The following is a 22,821-nucleotide window of genomic DNA, read 5'->3' as shown; positions in this document are numbered from 1 at the left end:
ATCTCATATAATCAACATATTATATTTCAAAATAATATCTTTGGCCCGCTCAATATTACAATATACATTATCCTATAGATTTATTGGATTTTGTGCCTTGATAAATCGATGTATTCTATTTTGTACCGCATATATTTTATGACGGATAAACGAAAAAGAACTGTAATATAAATGCCGTCTTACCGCATTCTATTACAGTCCCTTTTATGTCTTATTAAGTTATCCGATTCAAATCAGATCACTACAGCCGTTCCGTTGCATGTAATCATAAGCATGCCGTTTGTTTCGCCTACTGTGCTGTATTGAAAGGATACGCCGATAATCGCATTAGCGCCGATTTTCTGAGCGCGGCTCGCCATTTCGTCGAGTGCGGCCTGACGTGCTTTCATCAAGGATTCTTCATAGCTGCCGCTGCGTCCGCCGACGATGTCACGGATGCCGGACATAAAATCTTTTACGAAATTACGACCCTCTACGACTTCACCGAATACGATGCCTTTATATTCTTTTATAGAATAATTTTCAATGTGCATTGTTGTTGTAATAATCATGATTGGCTCCTTACTGCCGATACAAACAGGTCCGTCCATATCAATAAAATCTATACCATCAACGAAACTGTGGATACACCGGAATCTCTATCGTTCGAAATCCCGATTCAGGTTCACTTCTTTTAACGGCACCAGCTTCGTTTTCTTCGTATATTTATAGCCTAGGTACACAGCGAAGAATACAGGCAGGCCGATGTAGGCGACGGATACACCGTACCAGTCGATTGTCTCGCCTGTGAAAGCCGTGTAATTTTGACCGCAGATGATGATAATACAAAGAATGAGCGCCAAAATCGGACCGAACGGGAAGAAAGATGCTTTATACGGCAATTCGCTGAGGTCTCTGCCCTGTGCCTTGAAAGCACGGCGGAAACGATAGTGCGCCACCGCAATACCGACCCAGGCGATAAAACCGCATAGACCGGAGATATTAACAATCCAGGTATATGCCGTACCTTCACCGATGAAGCTCGTAAGGAATGCAAACAAACCGATGGCCGTCGTTAACACCAACGCCGGAACAGGCACGCCGCGTTTATTCAATTTAGCGAATATCTTAGGCGCCTGACCTTCCTTCGCCAATGCATAGAGCATACGGGTCGAAGAATAAAGACCGGAATTGCCCGCACTCAATACGGCCGTCAAAATGATGGCATTGATAAAGCTCGCCGCAAAGGCGAATCCGAAGCGGTCGAATACCAAGGTAAACGGACTGATGGACACATTTTCAATGCTGGAATTCAATAAATTCGGATCCGTATAAGGAATGAGAAAACCGATAACTGTGAAAGCACCGATATAGAACAATAAAATACGCCAGAAGATGGAATTAATCGCCTTCGGCACATTTTTTTCCGGTTCTTCCGCTTCACCGGCCGCTACGCCGATGAGCTCCGTACCCTGGAATGAGAAACCCGCTACCATGAAGATCGCGAGAATCGCTTCCCAACCGCCTACGAACGGCGCTTCACCGACTGTCCAGTTTGTGAACCCCGGCGATGTACCGCCGATACCGAGGATCAGCATAAAGCCGCAAAACAGGAATACGAATACCGTAATAACCTTGATGCTGGAGAACACATACTCGCTTTCACCAAAGGAACGGGTGGACAAATAGTTAAGCCCGAATAAAATGAAAAGGAACAGCGCGGACCACACGATAGCCGGCACATCAGGAAACCAATATTTCATGATGAGCGCCCCTGCGAGCACCTCCGCAGCCAGCGTAATAGCCCAGTTAAACCAGTAGTTCCACCCCAACGCAAAGCCGAATGCAGGATCTACATAGCGTTTTGCATAGGTTCCGAACGAACCGGGAATCGGCAGGTACGTAGCCATCTCACCTAAAGATGTCATCAGAAAGTACACCATAATCCCGATGAGACCATAAGCCACAAGAGCACCACCAGGTCCGGCGGTACTGACCACCTCACCGCCGGCCACGAAAAGACCGGTACCGATAGCCCCGCCCAAGGCGATCATATTCATATGACGCGCTTTGAGGGAGCGTTTTAAATGTTGTTGTGTATTAGACGTATACTCTACGTTATTATGTTGATTATCAGACATGTGTACTCCTTATAAATCGAGATTACGCACGTACTTAGCATTATCTTCAATAAATTTACGACGCGGTTCCACCTTATCGCCCATCAATACGGTAAAAATTTTATCCGCTTCGATGGAATCTTCAAGACTGACTTGTAAAATCGTGCGATTTTCAGGGTTCATCGTCGTTTCCCATAATTGTTCAGGATTCATTTCCCCCAAACCTTTGTATCGTTGAATCGTAATGCCGTCACGGCCTATTTCATCAAGTTTAGCGGTCATTTCCGCATCGGAATATACATACCAGTGGGATTTGCCCTTCTTGATCTGATAAAGAGGCGGTTGAGCGATATAAATGTGACCTTCCTCCACCAGCGGTTTCATATAGCGGTAGAAGAATGTCAACAACAGAGTACGGATATGAGCGCCGTCGACGTCCGCATCCGTCATGATGATAATCTTGTTATAACGGGATTTCGTAATATCGAATTCCTCGCCGATGCCTGTACCGAAAGCGGTAATCATAGATCGAATTTCATTATTTGCCAGGATTTTATCAAGGTGCGCCTTTTCTACGTTAAGAATTTTACCGCGCAACGGCAAAATCGCCTGATAACGGCGATCGCGGCCCTGTTTAGCACTACCGCCCGCAGAATCACCTTCGACGAGATAAATTTCCGTCATGGATGTATCCTTTTCGGAACAATCAGCCAATTTACCGGGCAGGCTTGATACTTCAAGAGCATTTTTACGGCGCGTTAAATCGCGGGCTTTACGGGCAGCCTCACGAGCACGGCTCGCCATTGTCGCCTTTTCGATGATTTTCTTCGCATCCTGAGGATGTTCCTCAAAGAATGTTTTGAGTCCGTCCGACACGATGACATCGGTAATACCCTTAACTTCACTGTTACCGAGCTTTGTTTTCGTCTGACCTTCAAATTGAGGTTCCAGTACTTTCACGGAAACAACGGCGGTCAAACCTTCGCGCACGTCTTCGCCGGACAGATTGGATTCATTTTCCTTGATCAAGCCAGCCTTACGACCGTAATCGTTCAATGTACGCGTCAAAGCGGAGCGGAAACCGGATAGATGTGTACCTCCATCCACGGTATTGATGTTATTTACGAAAGACAAAATGTTTTCGCTGTAGCTGTCATTATATTGAAGAGCTACATCCACAACCACATCATCCTTTGTATTTTCGATATCGATTACAGTCGGATTTACGACTTCCTTATTTTCATTCAGGAACGCTATGAAAGAACTCAAACCGCCTTCATAGTGAAAGCTTTCCACACGCGGTTCATCCTGGCGCAAATCGCTCAATGTGATGCGAAGACCTTTATTGAGGAACGCCAATTCCTGAAGGCGTATTTTCAATGTATCGAAATTGAATTCAGTAGTTTCAAAGATTTCAGCATCAGGTTTGAATATAACGGTAGTACCCGTGCTTTCAGACTTGCCGATTTCAGTAAGTTCCGATGTTTTATGACCGCGAGCGAAGGTAATCTCCTGAATGATACCGTTTTGAGATACCTGCACCTTCGTCCATTCACTCAATGCGTTAACAACGGAAATACCTACGCCGTGCAGACCGCCGGATACTTTATATCCGCCGCCGCCGAATTTACCGCCTGCATGTAATTTGGTTAACACCAATTCCACGGCGGACATACCGGATTCGTGCATTCCCGTAGGAATACCGCGACCGTCATCCACTACGGTAACACTGTTATCAGGATTGATAGATACTTCGATATGCGTCGCATAACCTGCGAGCGCTTCATCCACAGAGTTATCCACTACTTCATATACGAGATGATGTAAGCCGCGTACAGACGTACTGCCGATATACATCCCCGGGCGTTTACGAACCGCATCAAGACCTTCTAATACTTGAATATTCTGGGCCCCATAATTTTGTTCAGGCATGAAACAAACTCCTCCTAACAAAACCCTAACCCACAACGGGTAAGGAAATTTAACTTATCTGTTTATTATACTATAAAATTCATCAATTCGTCTCATTAATGTCTTAATACTGATACCGGATGCGTATATGCAGTCATCTGTCACCACATATGTCTTTATTTTTTCGTCCGGCACCATGGCGATATATTCCATCGATTCATAATGATGAATAGGACTTTTATGAGATTTTCCGCCCTTTGCATGAACCATGGTGATGATGGATTCTATAGGTACCGCTACGGTATCACCGATATGAACGTACATAGAAACTCCTTATTGATTTTATTGCACAAATTAAAAGCATCCACCAGATATATATTCTATAACTGAAATATAATTTATTTTTATGCTTATCAAATTTTCAAATATACATTTATTTTTCAAGAACCCCGTTCAACGCATCAATTTTACGTTGCTCCTCTTCCGCAAGGAATTTGGATCGATATTTATTACACAGATTAATGACATGCTGCTCCGTCAGCTCATCCTGCTTTTTATGGGTAATAAGCATGGCCGCCATATACATGTGGCGACGATTGATCGACCCCTTATAGATTTTATCCAAATAAAAGTATATGCATTCCCTCATCGCTTCTGCAAAATGAATAAATGTACATTCAATAAAGGCCTGACAATCACTGTATTTTATGTACGGATATTTTCGAATCACGGCCTTAATTGCCTTGATATGTTCCCGATGCATCTCATATTCGCAGGTGGGACATACATCTTTTTTCGATTGCATATGCATACCGCATCGATGACAGCGATGATATCCGCAGCGCTCCAAATAAATTTCCTTCTTGCGCCGCGTAATTTGTATCTTTCTGAAAGCCGATTTTAATTTTTCATTATCCGTTTTATCTAAAGATCGGTCGATAGCTTTCACATCGTCCTCTGAAAGTACGATGCTGTCAAAATCTATATTCTTGTCCGGAACAGGCATATCCGGAATGGACAATCCCTTATGTTTCTCCGCTTTCACATAACTCTGACGACGCATGATAAATCGGATATCCGCAATGATTTCACGACCGTAATAGTTGTTGATTTCCTCGATGATGCGCCGTTTCTGCATCTGTAGTTCCTGCATCCACATAGACGTATCCGCACTGATTATGATGAGGGGCGGCTTGATATCCACAATCTTCGCATGAGAGGCGATAACGGCCCCCACCACATCATGCCAATGATGCACGAGGGTGTTCAATTTATACTGTTCCAGCAAATTCAGTTCACTCAAAGCCATAGGCAAACATAAATCAAGGCTTTCCATACTGAATCTGTCCCCCTTCACAATGAATAAATTGAACGGATTTCAAATCCTGAAAGTCATGAATATCCGTCGTAGTAATAAATGTTTGAATTCGTTTGTGAATAAACTGCAATAAATTCGCCCGTCTCGACTCGTCCAATTCACTCAAGACATCGTCCAATAGAAGCACCGGATATTCGCCCACCTCGGATTTGATGAATTCCAGTTCACTCAATTTGAGAGACAATACGGCCGTCCGCTGCTGTCCCTGGGATCCGAATTTTTTAAGATCCATGCCGTCCGAGAAAAATCTCAGATCATCGCGATGAGGTCCGACGCTGGTCGTAAGTCGATGACGATCCAGCGGCAAAGCCGCCTTGATGCGCTCATAAAAGCCTTCCTTCGTGTACTCCAAAGAACCGTCCTCTATATATGACTGTTCATAGCCGATGGTGAGATTTTCAAGACCTCCCGTGAGCTTACGGTTCATAAGATCAATGAGAAGATTGATTTTTTTAAGACTTTCAAGGCGTTTTTTTACGATAAAACTCGCCATATCCGCCAGCTGTAAATCCCATTCATCGAGAGGTATGCTCTGCTTGCCGCGATATTCTTTTAACAGCGCATTGCGTTGCTGCAGCAACCGATTATATTGTATGAGCTGATGATAGTAAGTAGCGCTTGTCTGAGAAATTTCCATATCGAAAAATCGACGACGCCCCGACGGACTACCCTTGATGAGCTGTAAGTCCTCGGGACAGAAGATAACCGTATTCAATGTACCGATGAGTTCCTTTTGAGAAATATTCGTATCATTCAACCGGATATCCTTTGCCCCTTGACGGAACAACTTGATATTTACCTTCTGAGGCGTATCCTTTTTCTCGAACTTCACGACAAGGCCCGCTTCATCCGCGTTGAATAACAACATATCCGATGTATCGTTCGTGCGATGGCTCTTGCCGATAGTTCCCACGTAAATGGACTCGAGGATATTCGTCTTCCCCGACCCGTTTGTACCGTACAGGACGATGATTTCCGAGTTGAACTGAATCTGAATATCCCTGTAGTTGCGAAACTGGAATAATTGCAGTGAGTCAATTCTCACCGATTATGCCTCCTCTTTGGTAACAACGAAATCCACATCGATACCTTCACAGGTTATGATATCACCGATACGGCATTTCTTGCGCTTTTCCGTAACGATCTGACCGTTCAATGTGAGGGCTTTATCATCGATAAACGATTTAATCTGACCGCCCGTTTCGATGACGCCTTCCAATTTTAACAGCTGATCGATTTGAATATATTCAGTATGAATAGGAACCTGACGTTGTTCTTTCATAAGGCCCTCCTATTACGAATTCGTACGAACAGGCGTTACGACATAGGTATAATTAGGATTATTATCCTGACGAATCACAACAGGTCCGTTCTGTTTCAGATACAGATGAATATTTTCGCCCGAACTGTGACGCAAAATATCTGCAATATAGCGACCGTTGAAAGAAATGGTAAACGGCACCCCCTTAAATTCCACAGGCACATCCTCTTTAGCCATACCGATTTCGGAATTCTGTGTGGATAAGGTTACCTTATTTTCAGACCAGTCATAGCGGATGACATTATAGCTGATATCCTTTGCCAACAACGATACGCGATCTACGGCACCGGCAAATTCCTTGCTGTCGATGACGGCGCTGGAATCAAACTGGGACGGAATTACCTTTTCATATTCAGGATATGTGCCTTCAATCAAACGGGAAATAATATAAATCGATTCAAAATTGAAAGCAATCTGCGTACGATTCCAGATGATATTGATCACAGCCGGATTATCCGTCGGCAATAAGCGGGATACTTCGGCCAATGTTTTTGTAGGAATGATGGCACGCATCGGAGTCGTCGCAGGTTCTTCAATGGTGATTTTCTTAACCGCCATGCGATGTGTATCGGTGGCCACCATGGTGACTTCCGATTCCTTTACTTCCAGAAGAGCCCCTGTAAATACAGGTCGGTCCTCATCGGTAGCCGCCGCATAATTTGTTAAATCGATGAGTTCTTTCATGGCAAAGCTGTCGATGTTGAGGTGATCCTGATCGTGAATTTGCTCTACCAGTGAAAAATCATCAGAATGAAGTGTAACGAGGTTGAATTCGGAGGAACCCGATGTGATTGTTAATGAATTTCTATCTTCCGGTTTATAGAGTTCAATCGTATCACCCGGTAATTTACGGATTAATTCTTGAAAGTATCTGGATCCTACAACCATTGTTCCAGGTTCTAAAATGTCGCCTTCGATGCTTAAACGGATGCCTAGTTCAAAGTCATTACCCTGTAGTTCCACTTGTCCGTTTTTGGTTGTCATATAAATAGCACCCGGTAAGTTTGAATTTGTTTTATTCTGAGATACCTTCTGTAATACGTTGATTGCTTTTTGAAGATTTACCTTCGGAAATTTAATATGCATAATGTTCTCCTTATATATATTCTACGGTAGATCTGTTTCTACTGGTTTTCTGATTTGTTTGTTAGTTTAGTAGAAGTAGTAGTAGGATGCTGTTTATATGTGTAAAAGTACGACCACGCCAGTGACGGTATATCATTTGGCTTGTGCATAACCCTGTTGACAGGTTGTACCCGGTTATCCACATATTCACAGAAAATACGCAATTTTGTGATATCCACAATGTTGTGCACATTATATCCACATACTTATCCACAGGTTGTTAATTTCTGTTTGATTTCTGCGATCATCAGCTTTGTTTCTTCGTTTTTTTCGATTTCTTTCGTTATTTTTTCATAGGCGTGAAGAATTGTCGTGTGGTCGCGCGAGAAAGCCGCTGCAATCTGCGGATAGCTTTCATTGATCATATCGCGGCACAGATACATGGCGATTTGTCGGGGAAATGCGAACTGAGCTTTTCGTTTTTTTCCCAGTAAATCCTGTTTTTTTATATTGAAATAGGAACTGATGAAATTCTGAATGGTTTCTATGTTAACGAGGTTCACTTCTTCCGAGTGAACGAGGCCCGCTAAAGCCTGTTTAGTGTATTCCAGATCGATGGATTCCATGCGGTGGTCGATAGATGCGGTGCCGATGAGCTTGTTGAAAGCCCCCTGCAGGACGCGGACGTTTTCGCTGAACTGAAGCGCCACATAGTTGATGGAATCGTTATCGATGCGAATGATCTTGTTTTTGTGATATTCCCTCTCTAATAATGATTTAAAGATAGCGATGCGCGTCTCCAAATCCGGATTTTCCATGGTGGCGATGTAGCCGGCCTGGAATCGGGATCTGAGGCGGTCCTCAAATTGTTCCATATCATTCGGCATCGTATCCGATGTGAGGACGATCTGCTTATTATTATTTAATAATTCATTAAATGTATTGAACAGCTCGGTTTTCGTGCTTTCACGGCTTTCAAGAAACTGAATATCGTCAATCATGAGAACGTCGATATTGCGGAATGTATTGCGGAACAGTTTGCCCTGGTTGCGCTGCAATGTTTCGACGAATATATTCATAAAGTTCTCGCTCGTAATGGACATGACCTTCATGTGCGGATGATTTTCCTTGATAGCATTGCCGATGGCGTGCATCAAATGAGTTTTACCGAGTCCCGACGGTCCGTAGATAAAAAGCGGATTATAATCGCCTCCGGGAAATTCCGCCACATTTTGTGCGGCTCCGAACGGAATGCGGTTGGCATTGCCCGTAACGTAATTATCGAAGCGGTACGCCGGATTCAGATTTGATAAGGATAAATCGACCGGTACATTATCCGACTGCAAGGTGGGAACCGATTCGGATACCTTTTTAGGCGCTATCATGGGTTCATCGGGAATATCCACAGGCGAAGGAGCGCGTTCAATATAAACAGGCTCCTGATAGACTGGCGTGTAAAATTCCTCCTGATACGGCTTGTCATCGAGAGGCGGCAACGGCATAGGCGGTGCCACGACAGGTGCATCATCGAATGTGTCCTGCATGGTGCTTTCAGTACCCGCATCTTGTTGGTTAAAGTCAAATAAAACCATATCATGATGGGATCCGAGCACGGTGGTAATCGCATTTTGCAATGCATTACTGATGACGGGCTGCTGATCAATCAAGTTTTTTATAAAACTCTGCATAACGCCGATATGTATGGAATGATTATCGATGGACATGGGAATCAGGGATGACGTGACGCGCATGTAGAGAGCGTCAGGCATGCTTTTTTTCGCCTCCTGCAATATATGTTCCCATATATTATTCAAATCAATTGATTGCATATTGTTCCTCATGTGTATAACTACGGTAATAATGTGTATAGTTTAGAAAAAATGTGTATAACTATTGTGAAAACTGTGGAAAACTGTTCCATTTCTGTGTATAAGTTGTGGATTACTTGTGAATAAGTGAAAATATATAGCCGATTTAGCTATATAAAACCTGAACTTATGTAACATGTGAATTAAAAGACAAAAAATGTGGATAACCTTGAGGGTTACCCATGTAAACTTTACAATATACTGTGATTTTTTCTAATTTATGATTCGATTGTATCAAAAAAAGAGCATTTTGTCATTTAAACTGTGGATAACTTTTTTATATCTGTAGGTATCGTATCGGGCATATGGATTACTTACGTTGTATGTGGGTTCATCAATTACTTTTGGGGGGGAGGAATGGAGACTGCTTTTATCATTCCATCCTGCTCAAGTCGCTCTAAAAGCAGTCTCCATTCCCCTCCTCCAACGATCTAATTTGATGAATACAAAACAAATAAGTGAAAAAGTAATTCATGAACCTATTGTATTCTACCTACAGATATAAAAAAATACCCGATAAAATGACAAATTGTCTTTTTTTATAAGGGGAAGGCCCTTTCTTTCCTCTTCCCATAAATAGAGATCAAAATGTAAATTTGCCAAAATATAAAAAGATTGAGATTGTGAGTTCTTGTATGCTGATAAATTGATGTTACGTTTACATCGTGTAGTGGTGTTGAAGGTGACATTAGAATTTATCTTGGTATGGAATATAGGTTCCTTTTGAGCGACTTTACGATTAGTATGGAGCGATGAAGGAGCCCTATATTCCTCCCCCTGGAAACGTAACATCAATTTTTCTCTATTTCCCCCTAAGAGGTTAAAAGGTAAAATTTGTTAAATCTATAATTCGTATTCTGAAAGACTTTAATTGATTTGATGTAAAAACTGATACTACTTTTTATACTGGTGGTAGGTGTAATAGTAGTCATTAGTATGTTTTATGAGCAGGAATAGATGTGGATTTTTGACCGACTTACGATTAGTATGGAGGGAGAAAACCACATCTATTCCTCTCTTTTCCAAATAGAGAGTAAAACGTAAATTTGTCTGATATAAAAAATTTAGATTGTGAGTTCTTGTATGCTGATAAATTGATGTTACGTTTACATTGTGTAGCGGTATTGAAGATGATATAAGGATTTACTTAGGGATGGAATATAGGGTCCTTTTGAGCGACTTTACGATTAGTATGGAGCGATGAAGGAGCCCTATATTCCTCCCCCTAGAAACGTAACATCAATTACAGGATAAATGTGTAGTAGAATTATTTTCAAAAATATAAGAACTCACGGCAGAATGCCTTTATTATATTGACAAATTTACGTTTTACCTCTATAATTACCCTGTTATGGTATAAGTAAAACAATACAAGGACGAGGAGGTGTTTTACTAATGAAACGTACTTACCAACCAAATACTCTTTGGAGAAAACGTACTCATGGTTTCCGTGAACGCATGAAAACTATTGGAGGCCGTCTCGTTTTGAAAAGAAGACGCGCAAAAGGCAGAAAACGCTTATCTGCATAATATAATAGCTGTTAGGCAGGAGAAAAAACTTGGCGCTGCTGCCAAGTTTTTCTATTCTTAGGACTTAAAGGACAATGCATATGGATTATTGCCTTCATAAAACAAGACGTATCACGAAAAATAATGAATATCGCCTTGTTTATAAATACGGCAAATATGAAGTAGGACGCATGTGTGTACTCTATCGTATGCCCGTCGCAACGCAACCGACGCGTATCGGTTTTGTAACAGGTAAAAAGGTTGGTTGCGCTGTGGAGCGCAATCGGGCCAGACGCCTCATGAAAGAGGTATACCGCCTCAATCAACACAGTATACGCGAAGGATACCATATCGTAATTGTCGGACGTGGACCTCTGAAAGACGCTACCTATGAAAAAGCGGAAAAGGAAATTTTGTACCTCTTGCGCAAGAGCAAGTTGTTAGTGCAAGGTGAAAAATAGGACCACAAGTGAAGGCGCTTAGGTCCTTTTTGTGTATATGGAGGTTTCTATGAAACACTGTATAACGATATTTTTACGTCTTTTGATCAGGTTTTATCAGATAGCCCTGTCCCCTTTAAAACCGGGATGCTGCCGATATTATCCGACATGTTCCGCATATACTTTACAGGCGATTGAAAAATACGGTCCTTTGAAGGGTAGCTGGTTAGGATTGAAACGCATATTGCGATGTCACCCCTTTCACAAGGGCGGCTACGATCCGGTTCCGTAATCGATTCAGGATGATACGGACGATGTGTTTTGTGAAAGCAACTTTCACCATGACCTATCCGGCACAATTTTGGAAATACCCGAGCATCTGTATGGATGAAATTTAGACCATACCATAACGATATATAGATGCGCAAAGGCCGGTCTGACTGTAAGAAAAAGGAGAAATAATGGAATTTTTAAGTAGTGCATTCCAACCTGTCATCGATTTAATGAGCACATTGGTAACCTATGCGTTCCAATTGACTCAAATGGCAGGATACCCAAGCTACGGTGTGGCTATTATCCTTTTAACGATTTTCATTAAAGCGATTTTGGCACCACTCACTGTTAAACAAATCAAATCTATGAAGGCGATGCAGGATTTGCAGCCTCGTATGAAAGCATTGCAGGATAAATATAAGAACGACCCTGCAAAGCTGCAAGCCGAAATGGGCGCAATGTACAAGGAAATGGGCGTAAATCCGTTGGCCGGCTGCTTGCCTCTATTGGTACAGATGCCGTTCTTGATCGCTATTTACTGGGCGTTGAAGGATTATCCGTATGATCCGAACTTCGTACAGTTCTTATGGCTTCCTAGCCTTGGCGAAACTGACCCGTACTACATCTTACCGGTGTTGAGTGCGGTGTCCACATGGATTATGTCTCGTCAAACGGGCACAGGCGCTACCGGTGCCGCTGCGCAACAACAGAAGATTATGCAAATCTTCATGCCTTTGTTCATTGGTTACATTTCCCTCAGCTTCCCATCCGGTCTCGTTATCTACTGGGTTGTATCGAATGTATTCCAATTGATTCAACAGCATTTCATTTACAAAAATTTGAACGCTAAGTAGGAGGCTATTATGGAATTTATCGATGTATCTGCCAAAACAGTTGAAGATGCCATTGCCAAGGGCGTAGCTCAATTAACCACTGAAGGTCAGGAATTGGTGGAAACCAAGGTCCTGGAACAACCGACAAACGGTTTTTTGGGCATCGGCCGTAAACCGGCTGTCGTTCGATTATTTTTTACCGCTATGTCTAAATCCGCCGGTTCTGATGAAAGTATCGTCGCCAATGAGGAATCCGTGGCTGTTGCTGCAGAACCTGTGGCTACCGATGAGGCCGATGTAGCGGATGTTGTGGAAAACTCCGGCGAAGCGAAAGAGGCTAAAAAAGAGTTATCCAAAGAGGAACAACAAGTTATCGCCGAAAAGGGTAAACAATTTCTTGACGATATGTTCACGCAAATGGGGCTTACCGTGGTCATTGAAAAAATGATGACTCCGGATAAGATCACATTCCAAGTACACGGTGAAGAACTGGGTATCTTGATCGGTAAACACGGTCAAACATTGGATGCCATTCAATACTTGACGAATCTTGTGGCACATAAAGATGTGTCGGGCCATTGTCACATCGTGGTGGATGTGGAAAATTACCGCTCCCGTCGTGAAGAAACATTGGTAAATCTTGCGAAACGATTGGCTTCGAAGGTAAAACGAAACCGTCAAAAGGTGTCTCTGGAACCGATGAATGCTTTTGAGCGTAAGATTATTCACACCGCGTTACAAGGCGATCAGCACATCATAACGAACAGTGAAGGGGACGAACCGTTCCGTCATGTCGTGATTGCGTACAAAAAATAAATTGCGTATAAAAATAAGTTACGTACAAAAATAAAATAAGATATATAGTGATGACAGCCTTCAGAAAACGACTTGCTTTGGAGTCTTTCGGAAGGCTGTTATCGCCTGTAGTATTTAGGTTATGGTGAAAGCTAACCTAAGGTAATCTTCGCTACGAAGGTTGGTTTAGTTTAACTTTCACGTGCGAAGAAGTGATTATGGGGCATTCTGTTATGAGAAATGTCTAGATATTTATACAACATGATGATGAGCTCGTACGGTTATGAAACGCGGGGCCATAACATCATCAACATATGGAGATCATTATGTACATAGATGATACAATTGCGGCTATCGCCACGCCGCCCGGTATCGGTGGGGTCGGTATCATTCGGGTCAGCGGCAAGGATAGCTTTTCTATCGTGAACAGCCTGTTTAAAAGCGCCGGCACTGTGCCATTGATGGAGCGTCAGAACCGGACAATTCAATATGGAACGATTGTAGATCCGGTGACGGATAAGACCATCGACGAGGTGCTGGTTCTATTGATGAAAGGGCCGCATTCATACACGGCGGAAGACGTGGTGGAAATTCAATGTCATGGCGGTATCGTGCCGGTTCGACAGATTTTAAAGCTGTTGGTAAATCATGATGTGCGCATGGCGGAGGCCGGTGAATTTACGAAGCGCGCCTTTATGAACGGCCGCATCGATTTGACGCAGGCGGAGGCCATCATCGATATTATCGAGGCGAAAACGGAGGACTCCCTCTCCCTCGCCGTATCGCAGCTGGATGGGACCGTATCGACCTTTGTGAAAGATATTAGAGAGCAGCTTATCGCCATGATTGCTCATTTAGAGGTGACCATCGATTATCCCGAGGAAGATATTGAAGATGTTACATCCCGGGAAGTGCGTGAACGGTTGGTGCCGATTTTACAATCCATGGACGATTTATTGGCGACGGCGAATACGGGACGCCTCATTCGCGACGGCATTACTACCGTTATCGTGGGCAGACCGAATGCGGGAAAATCGAGTCTCATGAATGCACTTTTGCGGGAAAATCGGGCTATCGTGACGGATATTCCGGGTACGACGCGGGACAGCATTGAAGAATATATGACTGTGGAAGGTATTTCTCTGCGCCTCATCGATACGGCGGGTATCCGTGACACACAGGATACCGTAGAGGCCCTCGGTGTTGAGCGCGCTCGCGACTATATCAATAAAGCGGATATCATCCTTTGTGTCATCGACGGATCTACTCCGTTGACGGCGGAAGAAATCGAAATTCTGACCTCTGTCAGCGGTTTGAATACCATTGTACTCCTTAATAAGTCGGACCTCGGACATATCGTTACGGATGAAGATATTCAGCGATACGGAACTTTCACGGCTATAGAGCGCATCAGCGCCAAAGGCGGTGAAGGATCACAAGTTCTCGCTAAATGGGTGCAGGAGCTCGTGTACGGCGGTCGCGTGAAACAGGATAACAGCGCGATGATCAGCAATGTGCGGCATATCAGCCTCATGGAACAGGCAAAGGGACAAATCGAGCAGGCCCTCTCCTCTATCGATGCGGGGATGCCCGTTGATTTCGTGGCGACGGACCTGCGCAGCGCCTGGGAATTACTGGGCGACATCACGGGTGATACCATCCGTGAATCCATGATCGACGAACTGTTCAGCCGATTCTGTTTAGGAAAGTAGGGCTAATCCCAAGTTTCACTTTGGTGGGAGCGTGCAATTTTTCGAAGTGCCCAGAGAGTGACCTGGACATAGAGAATTTGAACGATTAACCTGATTTTTAAAATGCCCCATGATTAGCCTGCATTTTGGAAAAACTGAATAAATAAGTATTAATAATTTATAAATATAGTAAGGAATATATATGTATACAGTGGATAATTACGATGTCATCGTCATCGGCGGCGGTCATGCCGGTTGTGAGGCGGCTCTCGCCTGCGCTCGCATGGGTCATCGCACATTGATGGCGACCATCAGTTTGGATAATATTGCGCTCATGCCGTGCAATCCCGCCGTGGGCGGACCCGGAAAAAGTCATCTCGTTTATGAAGTCGATGCATTGGGCGGTCAAATGGGTATCAATGCGGACGCGACGGCTATTCAAATGCGTATGCTCAACATGGGGAAAGGTCCTGCGGTTCATTCTCTCCGCTGCCAATCTGACAAGATTAAATATCAGCACTTGATGAAAGAAACCGTGGAAAATACGGAAAATCTTAATGTGAAACAGATCATGGTGACCGAACTCGCCGTTGAAAACGGTAAGGTAACGGGCATCGTGACGGAATTGGGCGAGTTTTACGGCGCTAAGGCCGTCATACTCTGTACGGGTACGTATCTGAAGGGAAAAATTCTCATCGGCGATACATCCTATACGGGCGGTCCAAACGGACAGCGGACGGCGGAGTCGTTTTCCCGGTCTTTACTCGATAACGGTATTGAACTGATGCGGTTTAAAACGGGTACGCCGGCACGTGTGGATAAAAGAACCCTTAATTTGGATAATATGGCCGTTCAGGAAGGCGATGTGCACCATCATTCGTTTTCTTTCATGAATGAATGGACGGATCGCAATGAACGTGTGTGCTGGTTGACCTATACGAATAAGGAAACACACGACATTATTAAAAGCAATATTCATCGCGCCCCGATGTACAGCGGTAAAATTGAAGGCGTAGGCCCCCGGTATTGCCCTTCCATCGAGGATAAGGTGGTGCGCTTTGCGGATAAGGAACGTCATCAGCTGTTCGTAGAACCGGAAGGCAGCAACACAAATGAAATGTATGTGCAAGGTATGAGTACATCCCTCCCTATGGATGTGCAGTATGCATTTTTGAGGACCATTCCCGGCCTTGAAAATGTAGAAATCATGCGTCCGGCGTATGCTATTGAATATGACTGCCTGAATCCGTTACAGTTGACGCCGGCTTTGCAGGTTAAACATATCGAGGGCCTTTACTCCGCCGGTCAGGCGAACGGTACATCCGGCTATGAAGAGGCGGCGGCTCAAGGCCTTATGGCGGGCATTAATGCGGCATTGTGGATTGATGGCAAGGATCCTTTCATCCTGGCCCGTTCCGAAGCGTACATCGGCGTTCTCATCGATGATCTTGTGACGAAGGGAACGAATGAGCCGTATCGCATGATGACGAGTCGCAGCGAATATCGTTTACTGTTGCGTCAGGACAATGCGGACTTGCGCCTCACTGAAAAAGGTCGCGCCATCGGCCTTGTGAAAGATGATCGTTGGGCTAAATTCCTCGCTAAAAAGGTTGCTATCGAAGAAGGCATGGAATTGCTGCGGACAACGCCGGTCAATCCGTCGAAGGAAACCCAGGAACTGCTTGCGTCTATGGGAACAGCACCGATTAAGACGGGTATTCGTGCTTACGATTTGGTGAAGCGTAATGAATTATCCTACGGTGTCGTTGCTGATGCGTTCTGCCTCAAGCGTTTCAATCCCGATGTGGAGGAAGAAATCGATATTTCCATCACCTATGAAGGATATATCAAAAAGCAGATGGATCAGGTGGATAAAGTTCGTAAACTAGAAGAAAAAATTCTGCCGAAAGAATGGGATTACACTCAAATTAAAGGTATTTCTCTTGAGGCCCAACAAAAGCTTAACAAAATCCGTCCCCACTCCATCGGCCAGGCGAGCCGCATCTCCGGCGTTTCTCCGGCTGACGTGTCGGTGCTGTTGATTCAATTGGAACAATATAACCGAAGCAGGTAATCGGCAGTATATGGACATATTAAATTTATACGTTAAAGGCTTACAGAAATTATGAAAGAAAAATATATGGTTCCTATCGCTGCAGAGACCGATTTTGTAGCATATATGCTGGAGCAGATGGAGATTTTCGGTCTGCCTTGTACGGCGGACCGGGCGAAGGATTTTTATACGTATTATACGATGCTCATTGAAACCAATAAATATCTGAATTTGACGGCGATTACGGACATGCAGGAGGTCGTTGTGAAACACATGATCGACTCCCTTTCCTGTTACGATAAAAAACTCATTCCGTCCGGCTCCTCTATTATCGATGTCGGCTCCGGTGCCGGGTTTCCCGGCATTCCGCTGGCTATTTATGACAGGACCTTGCGCATCACCCTCTTCGACTCCTTGAAAAAACGGCTTACCTTTCTCGAGTCCGTCATCGATGCGCTTCATCTCGATAATTGCACGACGTTGCATGGCCGTGCTGAGGATTTGAGTCATCAGGATTACCGTGAAAGCTTTGATTTTGTTACGTCTCGTGCGGTGGCAAGATTGCCGGTACTTCTCGAGTGGACCGTTCCCTATGTGAAAGTAGGCGGCTCTGTCATCGCCCTTAAAGGCGCCGCATATGAGGAGGAAATCGGTGAATCCGAAAAAGCACTTTCTATATTGGGCGCCGAGCTTTCAGAGGTCCGCCCTATCACATTGCCGACCATCTCGGATAAACGAGCTGTGTTATATATAAAAAAAATCGGCCCTACGCCGAAAAAATACCCTCGTAAGCCTAAGGATATTAAAGAAAGACCGTTATAAATAACTACATAAAAGGCACAATCCCCGGTATTGAGTCCCCTCCCCTATCGTTAGATTGATTAATCTGACAAGGGAAGAGATTCATACGTGGTGATTGTGCCTTTTTATTTAAAACAGAAAATTCAAAAATTTAGCCTATACGTGGTCTATTATGTGTAACGTAGTGTCTATGTCGTTGAGAGGCATAATATGCACGCCGGAGGCGATTTTTTTAATTTCTTCCAATGTTTCGATGGCAATCTCGGTTCCGGCTTCCTTACCGCCCTTCTCTACGCGGTTCAGGATCTCCTGTGCCAAGCTGATGCCGGGTACCTTTTCATGAAGATATGTGGCCATTTTGAAGCTTTTAAGAGGAATCAAGCCGAGCATGATGGGAATGTTGAATCCGGACATGGCATCGATATAGCGTTTTGCCTGCTCCAAATCGTAAATCGGTTGTGTTTGTACGAAGTTTGCGCCATGTTCAATTTTAGCGGCCAATTTCTGACGTTCGATTTCAAGATCTTCAGCGCCGGGATTGCCGGTGGTACCGATATAGAAACTCGTCGGTTCATCCAAATCGTTGCCGGCCATATCTTTACCGGAATTCAAGGTTTTGGAAATATCGAGTAAACCCATGGAATCCACTTCAAAAACGGCCTTGGCGAACGGATGGTCCCCGTTGTCAGGTTTGTCGCCGGTTAGGGTTAAAATATTGTGCACGCCAAGGGCTGCGGCACCTAATAATTCAGATTGCAAGCCGATAATATTGCGGTCGCGACATGTTAAGTGAAAAATCGTTTCGATTCCTTCGTGATGTTGCAACAGATACGATAAGGAAATAGGACTCATGCGCATTTTGGACATCGGACTGTCCGCGATGTTGATGGCGTCAACCTTGCCTTTTAATCGCGCCGCCTGGTCGAATACCTTTTGAGCGGAACTGCTCTTCGGCGGATCCAGCTCGACGGTGATGGTGAACTGACCGTTCTTATGTTTTTCCCGTAATGTCATTATGTACCTCTTTTATTAAGTATATTATGGTTATGGTGAAAGCATACGAAAGCTTTCACCATAATCGGTGTAATTCAGTAATTCAGTGTTATGGTTTATTGTAATGAAATAGATTACATTGTTTATATAAATTGTTTTAGTTATATAAATAATTCTAATTATTATATAAAAATTAATAATATAATGAATTATTTCAATGTTTCAAAAAAGTCGTTAGCCTGGTTAACGGCTGCGATACCGTCCTTTGCATAGATATCTGCGCCCGCTTGGTCCGCATAGTCTTGAGAAACGACGGCGCCCCCCACCATGACCTTGGTTTTAAGGCCGGCTGCGCGGATGGCGGCGATGGTGTTGTCGATTTGCGGCATCGTGGTGGTCATCAGGGAACAGATGCCGACGAGGGCCGCCTTATTATCCTTGATGGCTTGCACGATTTCCTCCGGATCTACGTCTTTTCCGAGGTCGACAATCTTGTAGCCGTTATTTTCGAGCAGTGCCGCAACGATATTCTTGCCCAAGTCGTGGATATCCCCTTTTACGGTTGCTACCACGACGGTACCTTTATCGAGACTTTCACTGGCCGGAATGATTTCTTTGATCGTGTTGAAAGCGGCCTGCATCGTTTCCGCAGCGAGCATAACTTGTGGCAGGAACAGTTTGCCTGAACCGAATTTATCGCCTACGACGTTCATCGCTTCGGATAAGCCTTTCTTTGTGATGTCCAACGGATCGATGCCGTCAGCTAGGGCTTTCTTTACGAGGTCTATGATGGCCTCCTTCTCCCCCTGCTCTACACAGGCACGGATATTGGCCAACGGATCATTGCTGTCAAAGCTTTTCTTTTCAGGTCCTTTTGGTGCTGTATTGCCCGGCGCACTCGCTTCGTCTTCGTAGCCGTATTCCTTGATAAACTCCGCGGAGCCCGGATCCCATCCGAGCAGAGTGCAGCTGGATACGAAGGCTTTTTTTGCAGGATAGTTCAACGGATTCATAATCGGTGTCGTCAAACCGGATGCGAGGGCCATCGTTAAGAATTGACCGTTTAAATATGGTCGTTGCGGCATACCGAAGGAAATGTTGGATAAACCCATCACCGTCGGGAAACCGAATTTCTCTTTGTATAGCTGTAATGTACGTAAGGTCTGGCGTGCGCTGTCTTCGCCGCTGGCAAGTGTCAGTACCAAAGGGTCCAGCAATAGGTCATGTTTCTGTAAACCGTACTCATAGGCACGATTAACGATGCTTTCAGCTAAAGCAACACGATCCTCCGCCCTTTCAGGAAGGTCACCGCTGGAGAGCGGCAAGCATAGTAGTGCTGCGCCATATCGTTTTGCCAACGGCATAACGTGAGTGATGGACTCCTCCTCCCCATTTACGGAGTTGATAAGAGCGCGCCCCGGATAATTTTTAAGGGCGACTTCCATCGCAGCAGGATCTAATGTATCAATGGATAAGGGTGTCTCAACCAGCATGGACAGTTCGAAAATCGCCTTTTCCATCAACGGTGTCTGATCCATACCGGCTACGCCCATATTGATGTCGAGAATATTAGCACCGGCCTCTACCTGATCAAGAGCATCGCGTTTTACGCGTATGAAGGATCCGTCGCGAAGTTCCTGTGCGAGAACCTTACGACCTGTTGGATTGATACGCTCACCGATGATGAGCGGTTTTACATGATGTCCCAGTTCCAATAATTTAGTGCGGCTTGTGATGATTGTTTTAGGTTCTATATGAGCCCGTTCTTTTGGTGTATGTGTCGCTACGTTCTCAGCAATGCATTTGATATGCGCCGGTGTAGTGCCGCAGCAACCGCCCACATAGGTGGCACCTGCATCTACAATGGGTAACATTAACGGTCCCATCTCCTCCGCTGTGAGAGGAAATACGGTTTTTTTATTGATAAGTTGCGGCATACCTGCATTTGGTTGACAGATAATCGGTAAATTAGTGACGCTTGCTATCTTTTCTATGAGCGGTTTAATCTGTTCCGGGCCTAGAGAACAGTTGATACCTACTATATCTGCACCGATAGATTCGACAATGGTGGTCGCCACCTCCGGCGGTGTCCCCGTAATGGTACGTCCGTCTTCGCTGAAAGAAAACTGACAGATGATTTGAACATCTTCCTTTGTCTTCCCCATTGCTTCCCGAGCATCCAAGGATGCCAATAAGGCGGCACGCATTTCCTGTATATCGATGATTGTTTCTATGATGATAAAATTGGCTCCGCCTTCAATTAAGGCCTCGGCCTGTTCTCTATACGTATCATAAATAGAGTCAAAGCTCATATTACCTAAAGGTTGTAGAAAACGTCCTGTAGGCCCCATTGAACCGGCTACGCGAGCACTCGGCTTGCATTCCGCTATGGCCTCTCTTGCCACCTTTACAGCGGCTATATTTATTTCTTTTACACGATCTTGTAACTCGTAGTCTTCCAGCTTTAGACCACAGGCGCCGAATGTATTTGTTGTAATAATATCACTGCCATGTTGCAGGTATTGCATGTGAATGTTCTTTACCACATCCGGCTTTTCTATGTTGAATAATTCGGGACAATACCCCTCTTCCAAGCCTGCGGCTTGTAGCATTGTGCCCATGGCACCGTCAAATATATACATATGTTGCTTCCTTTGTATTATCCTAAATTTAATATTTATATCATCCTATATTGATAAGCGTTCTAGTTCTATCAGCATTTTATAGTGATTCATATAAAGTATGTTTATTATAGAGTATCTTTATATAAATTATAAAGTAAATGTTTCACGTGAAACATTTATGATGATTTATTTGCTTTCCGGTTGTCCTTTCATGGTAATACCTGATATATCAGCCGTAATTACACGCTTTTTACAAGGTGTATTATTAGTGTTATTTACCGTATTAACTCCGGTTTCTTTGACCGTTTTAGTTACTTTCTCCGGTAGCTTGCGGGAGGCACAGTCTTTTTGTGAACATGAGGTACAACCGCGTTTTGTGTTAATATCTTCATTAGCCGGCATAAGTCCTATGATAGCTGTTACAGATTTTCTTGGAAATAACAGAAAGTTTTCTGTTACCTGTAATCCGATTTGCTCCGTTTTGATTATATTTGCCAGTTCCGTTTGTATTTCTAAGGGCCAGTTACCATAACCGGGGCTGAAACGCCATGTAGGCTTATATCCTTGCTTTTTAGCAATCGTATTAATCACTTCATTGACCTGATCGGCTACCTGCTCAACCGCCGTTGTTGCGGCTGCATCAAGTAACAGCCCTACCGTGTAATTACCTTGCTTAAAGAGTTGTTCACTGCGGATTTCCACATCTTCTCCTACGGTAACGCCTAATACATAGACTTTTGTAGACTTTTCCAGATGTTTTTCAATGACGGAGCCGACGATTTTTAATGGCGGATTACTTAAAATTGTACATGTTTCTGCATCATAATCGTATTCCTGGTATACACCTTTAGGTGTAGCAAGTAATTGGATCTCTTTACATGCTTCGTTTACATAATTTTCCGGAAAGTCTTCCGCATGACGCAGTCCTGCGTATCGTTTTACTTCTGCTTTATCAATAGCAGGAAGCATTCCGTTATATATGGGCATAGAAACGCCTCCTTTTTTATTAAATATAAACCTACAAATAAATTGATGTAGGTTTAAGTATTTGTAATCTATTAATTAGTATATAAAGAAAAGCAAATGCCTGTCAAAGCATATGTCGCCTATATTCTTATATAATTTAGTGCTTTGTTGACATAGCCTGAAACTATAGCGGTGAACATA

At 44.0% G+C, this 22,821-nt stretch carries 20 protein-coding genes; 8 read left to right on the top strand and 12 right to left on the bottom strand.

The genetic code is table 11. The features are described from left to right. Positions 1 to 233: 233 nt before the first annotated feature. The 9 genes from HMPREF1521_RS07365 to dnaA form a co-directional block, all read right to left on the bottom strand. Complete coding sequence (locus tag HMPREF1521_RS07365) at positions 234 to 551, bottom strand: YbjQ family protein (protein WP_038117605.1); 318 nt, start codon at positions 549 to 551, stop codon at positions 234 to 236. 87 nt (positions 552 to 638) lie between these two features. Beyond that, positions 639 to 2,120, bottom strand: coding sequence for an amino acid permease (locus HMPREF1521_RS07360; protein WP_038117604.1), 1,482 nt, complete (start codon positions 2,118 to 2,120; stop codon positions 639 to 641). 9 nt (positions 2,121 to 2,129) lie between these two features. Beyond that, complete coding sequence (gene gyrB / locus HMPREF1521_RS07355; RefSeq protein WP_038117602.1) at positions 2,130 to 4,031, bottom strand: DNA topoisomerase (ATP-hydrolyzing) subunit B; 1,902 nt, start codon at positions 4,029 to 4,031, stop codon at positions 2,130 to 2,132. 54 nt (positions 4,032 to 4,085) lie between these two features. Then, on the bottom strand, positions 4,086 to 4,334 hold the full coding sequence (remB, locus tag HMPREF1521_RS07350; protein WP_038117601.1) for an extracellular matrix regulator RemB: 249 nt from the start codon (positions 4,332 to 4,334) through the stop codon (positions 4,086 to 4,088). A 109-nt stretch (positions 4,335 to 4,443) separates the two neighbouring features. Continuing rightward, positions 4,444 to 5,346 (bottom strand): DUF721 domain-containing protein, encoded by a 903-nt coding sequence (locus HMPREF1521_RS07345; protein ID WP_038117600.1) that lies wholly within the window; start codon positions 5,344 to 5,346, stop codon positions 4,444 to 4,446. After that, entirely contained in the window at positions 5,333 to 6,433 is a 1,101-nt protein-coding gene (gene recF, locus HMPREF1521_RS07340; protein WP_038117598.1) for a DNA replication/repair protein RecF, read from the bottom strand. The genes HMPREF1521_RS07345 and recF overlap by 14 nt, the downstream gene beginning before the upstream one ends. 3 nt (positions 6,434 to 6,436) lie before the next feature. Continuing rightward, positions 6,437 to 6,670, bottom strand: a complete 234-nt coding sequence (locus HMPREF1521_RS07335) for an RNA-binding S4 domain-containing protein (RefSeq protein ID WP_038117597.1) — start codon at positions 6,668 to 6,670, stop codon at positions 6,437 to 6,439. Positions 6,671 to 6,682: 12 nt separating this feature from the next. Beyond that, a complete protein-coding gene (gene dnaN, locus HMPREF1521_RS07330) occupies positions 6,683 to 7,795 on the bottom strand; it encodes a DNA polymerase III subunit beta (protein ID WP_038117596.1) in 1,113 nt (370 codons plus the stop codon). A 245-nt stretch (positions 7,796 to 8,040) separates the two neighbouring features. After that, positions 8,041 to 9,603: a chromosomal replication initiator protein DnaA gene (gene dnaA / locus HMPREF1521_RS07325; protein WP_038117594.1), complete on the bottom strand. Its 1,563-nt coding sequence runs from the start codon at positions 9,601 to 9,603 to the stop codon at positions 8,041 to 8,043. A 1,434-nt stretch (positions 9,604 to 11,037) separates the two neighbouring features. On the opposite strand from dnaA, the gene rpmH reads away from it, so the two are divergent. From rpmH to rsmG, 8 genes are all read left to right on the top strand, one after another. After that, positions 11,038 to 11,172 (top strand): 50S ribosomal protein L34, encoded by a 135-nt coding sequence (rpmH, locus tag HMPREF1521_RS08900; RefSeq protein WP_004692946.1) that lies wholly within the window; start codon positions 11,038 to 11,040, stop codon positions 11,170 to 11,172. An 80-nt stretch (positions 11,173 to 11,252) separates the two neighbouring features. Next, the gene (gene rnpA, locus HMPREF1521_RS07320) at positions 11,253 to 11,612 is read left to right on the top strand and encodes a ribonuclease P protein component (RefSeq protein ID WP_038117592.1); all 360 of its coding nucleotides are present in this window, start codon (positions 11,253 to 11,255) and stop codon (positions 11,610 to 11,612) included. A 49-nt stretch (positions 11,613 to 11,661) separates the two neighbouring features. Further along, positions 11,662 to 11,883, top strand: coding sequence for a membrane protein insertion efficiency factor YidD (gene yidD, locus HMPREF1521_RS07315; protein WP_038117590.1), 222 nt, complete (start codon positions 11,662 to 11,664; stop codon positions 11,881 to 11,883). Between the two features lie 169 nt (positions 11,884 to 12,052). Continuing rightward, positions 12,053 to 12,718: a YidC/Oxa1 family membrane protein insertase gene (locus HMPREF1521_RS07310; RefSeq protein WP_038117589.1), complete on the top strand. Its 666-nt coding sequence runs from the start codon at positions 12,053 to 12,055 to the stop codon at positions 12,716 to 12,718. A 9-nt stretch (positions 12,719 to 12,727) separates the two neighbouring features. After that, entirely contained in the window at positions 12,728 to 13,513 is a 786-nt protein-coding gene (gene jag / locus HMPREF1521_RS07305) for an RNA-binding cell elongation regulator Jag/EloR (protein WP_038117587.1), read from the top strand. 305 nt (positions 13,514 to 13,818) lie between these two features. Continuing rightward, positions 13,819 to 15,204, top strand: a complete 1,386-nt coding sequence (gene mnmE / locus HMPREF1521_RS07300; RefSeq protein WP_038117585.1) for a tRNA uridine-5-carboxymethylaminomethyl(34) synthesis GTPase MnmE — start codon at positions 13,819 to 13,821, stop codon at positions 15,202 to 15,204. A gap of 181 nt (positions 15,205 to 15,385) precedes the next feature. Continuing rightward, positions 15,386 to 17,257, top strand: coding sequence for a tRNA uridine-5-carboxymethylaminomethyl(34) synthesis enzyme MnmG (gene mnmG / locus HMPREF1521_RS07295; protein WP_038117584.1), 1,872 nt, complete (start codon positions 15,386 to 15,388; stop codon positions 17,255 to 17,257). 51 nt (positions 17,258 to 17,308) lie between these two features. Next, positions 17,309 to 18,058 (top strand): 16S rRNA (guanine(527)-N(7))-methyltransferase RsmG, encoded by a 750-nt coding sequence (gene rsmG / locus HMPREF1521_RS07290; protein WP_038117582.1) that lies wholly within the window; start codon positions 17,309 to 17,311, stop codon positions 18,056 to 18,058. A 135-nt stretch (positions 18,059 to 18,193) separates the two neighbouring features. Here rsmG and HMPREF1521_RS07285 read toward each other — a convergent pair whose 3' ends face one another. The 3 genes from HMPREF1521_RS07285 to HMPREF1521_RS07275 form a co-directional block, all read right to left on the bottom strand. Continuing rightward, positions 18,194 to 19,051 (bottom strand): methylenetetrahydrofolate reductase, encoded by an 858-nt coding sequence (locus HMPREF1521_RS07285; RefSeq protein ID WP_038117581.1) that lies wholly within the window; start codon positions 19,049 to 19,051, stop codon positions 18,194 to 18,196. A gap of 188 nt (positions 19,052 to 19,239) precedes the next feature. Next, the gene (locus tag HMPREF1521_RS07280) at positions 19,240 to 21,672 is read right to left on the bottom strand and encodes a homocysteine S-methyltransferase family protein (protein WP_038117579.1); all 2,433 of its coding nucleotides are present in this window, start codon (positions 21,670 to 21,672) and stop codon (positions 19,240 to 19,242) included. 168 nt (positions 21,673 to 21,840) lie between these two features. Continuing rightward, on the bottom strand, positions 21,841 to 22,641 hold the full coding sequence (locus HMPREF1521_RS07275) for a vitamin B12 dependent-methionine synthase activation domain-containing protein (RefSeq protein WP_038117577.1): 801 nt from the start codon (positions 22,639 to 22,641) through the stop codon (positions 21,841 to 21,843). Positions 22,642 to 22,821 lie beyond the last annotated feature (180 nt).

Origin of the sequence: Veillonella sp. AS16, assembly GCF_000517785.1 — a bacterium.
Lineage (GTDB): Bacteria > Bacillota > Negativicutes > Veillonellales > Veillonellaceae > Veillonella > Veillonella denticariosi.
The sequence above is the reverse complement of the archived record's forward strand: the minus strand, read 5'-3'. Positions and strand labels throughout refer to the sequence as shown.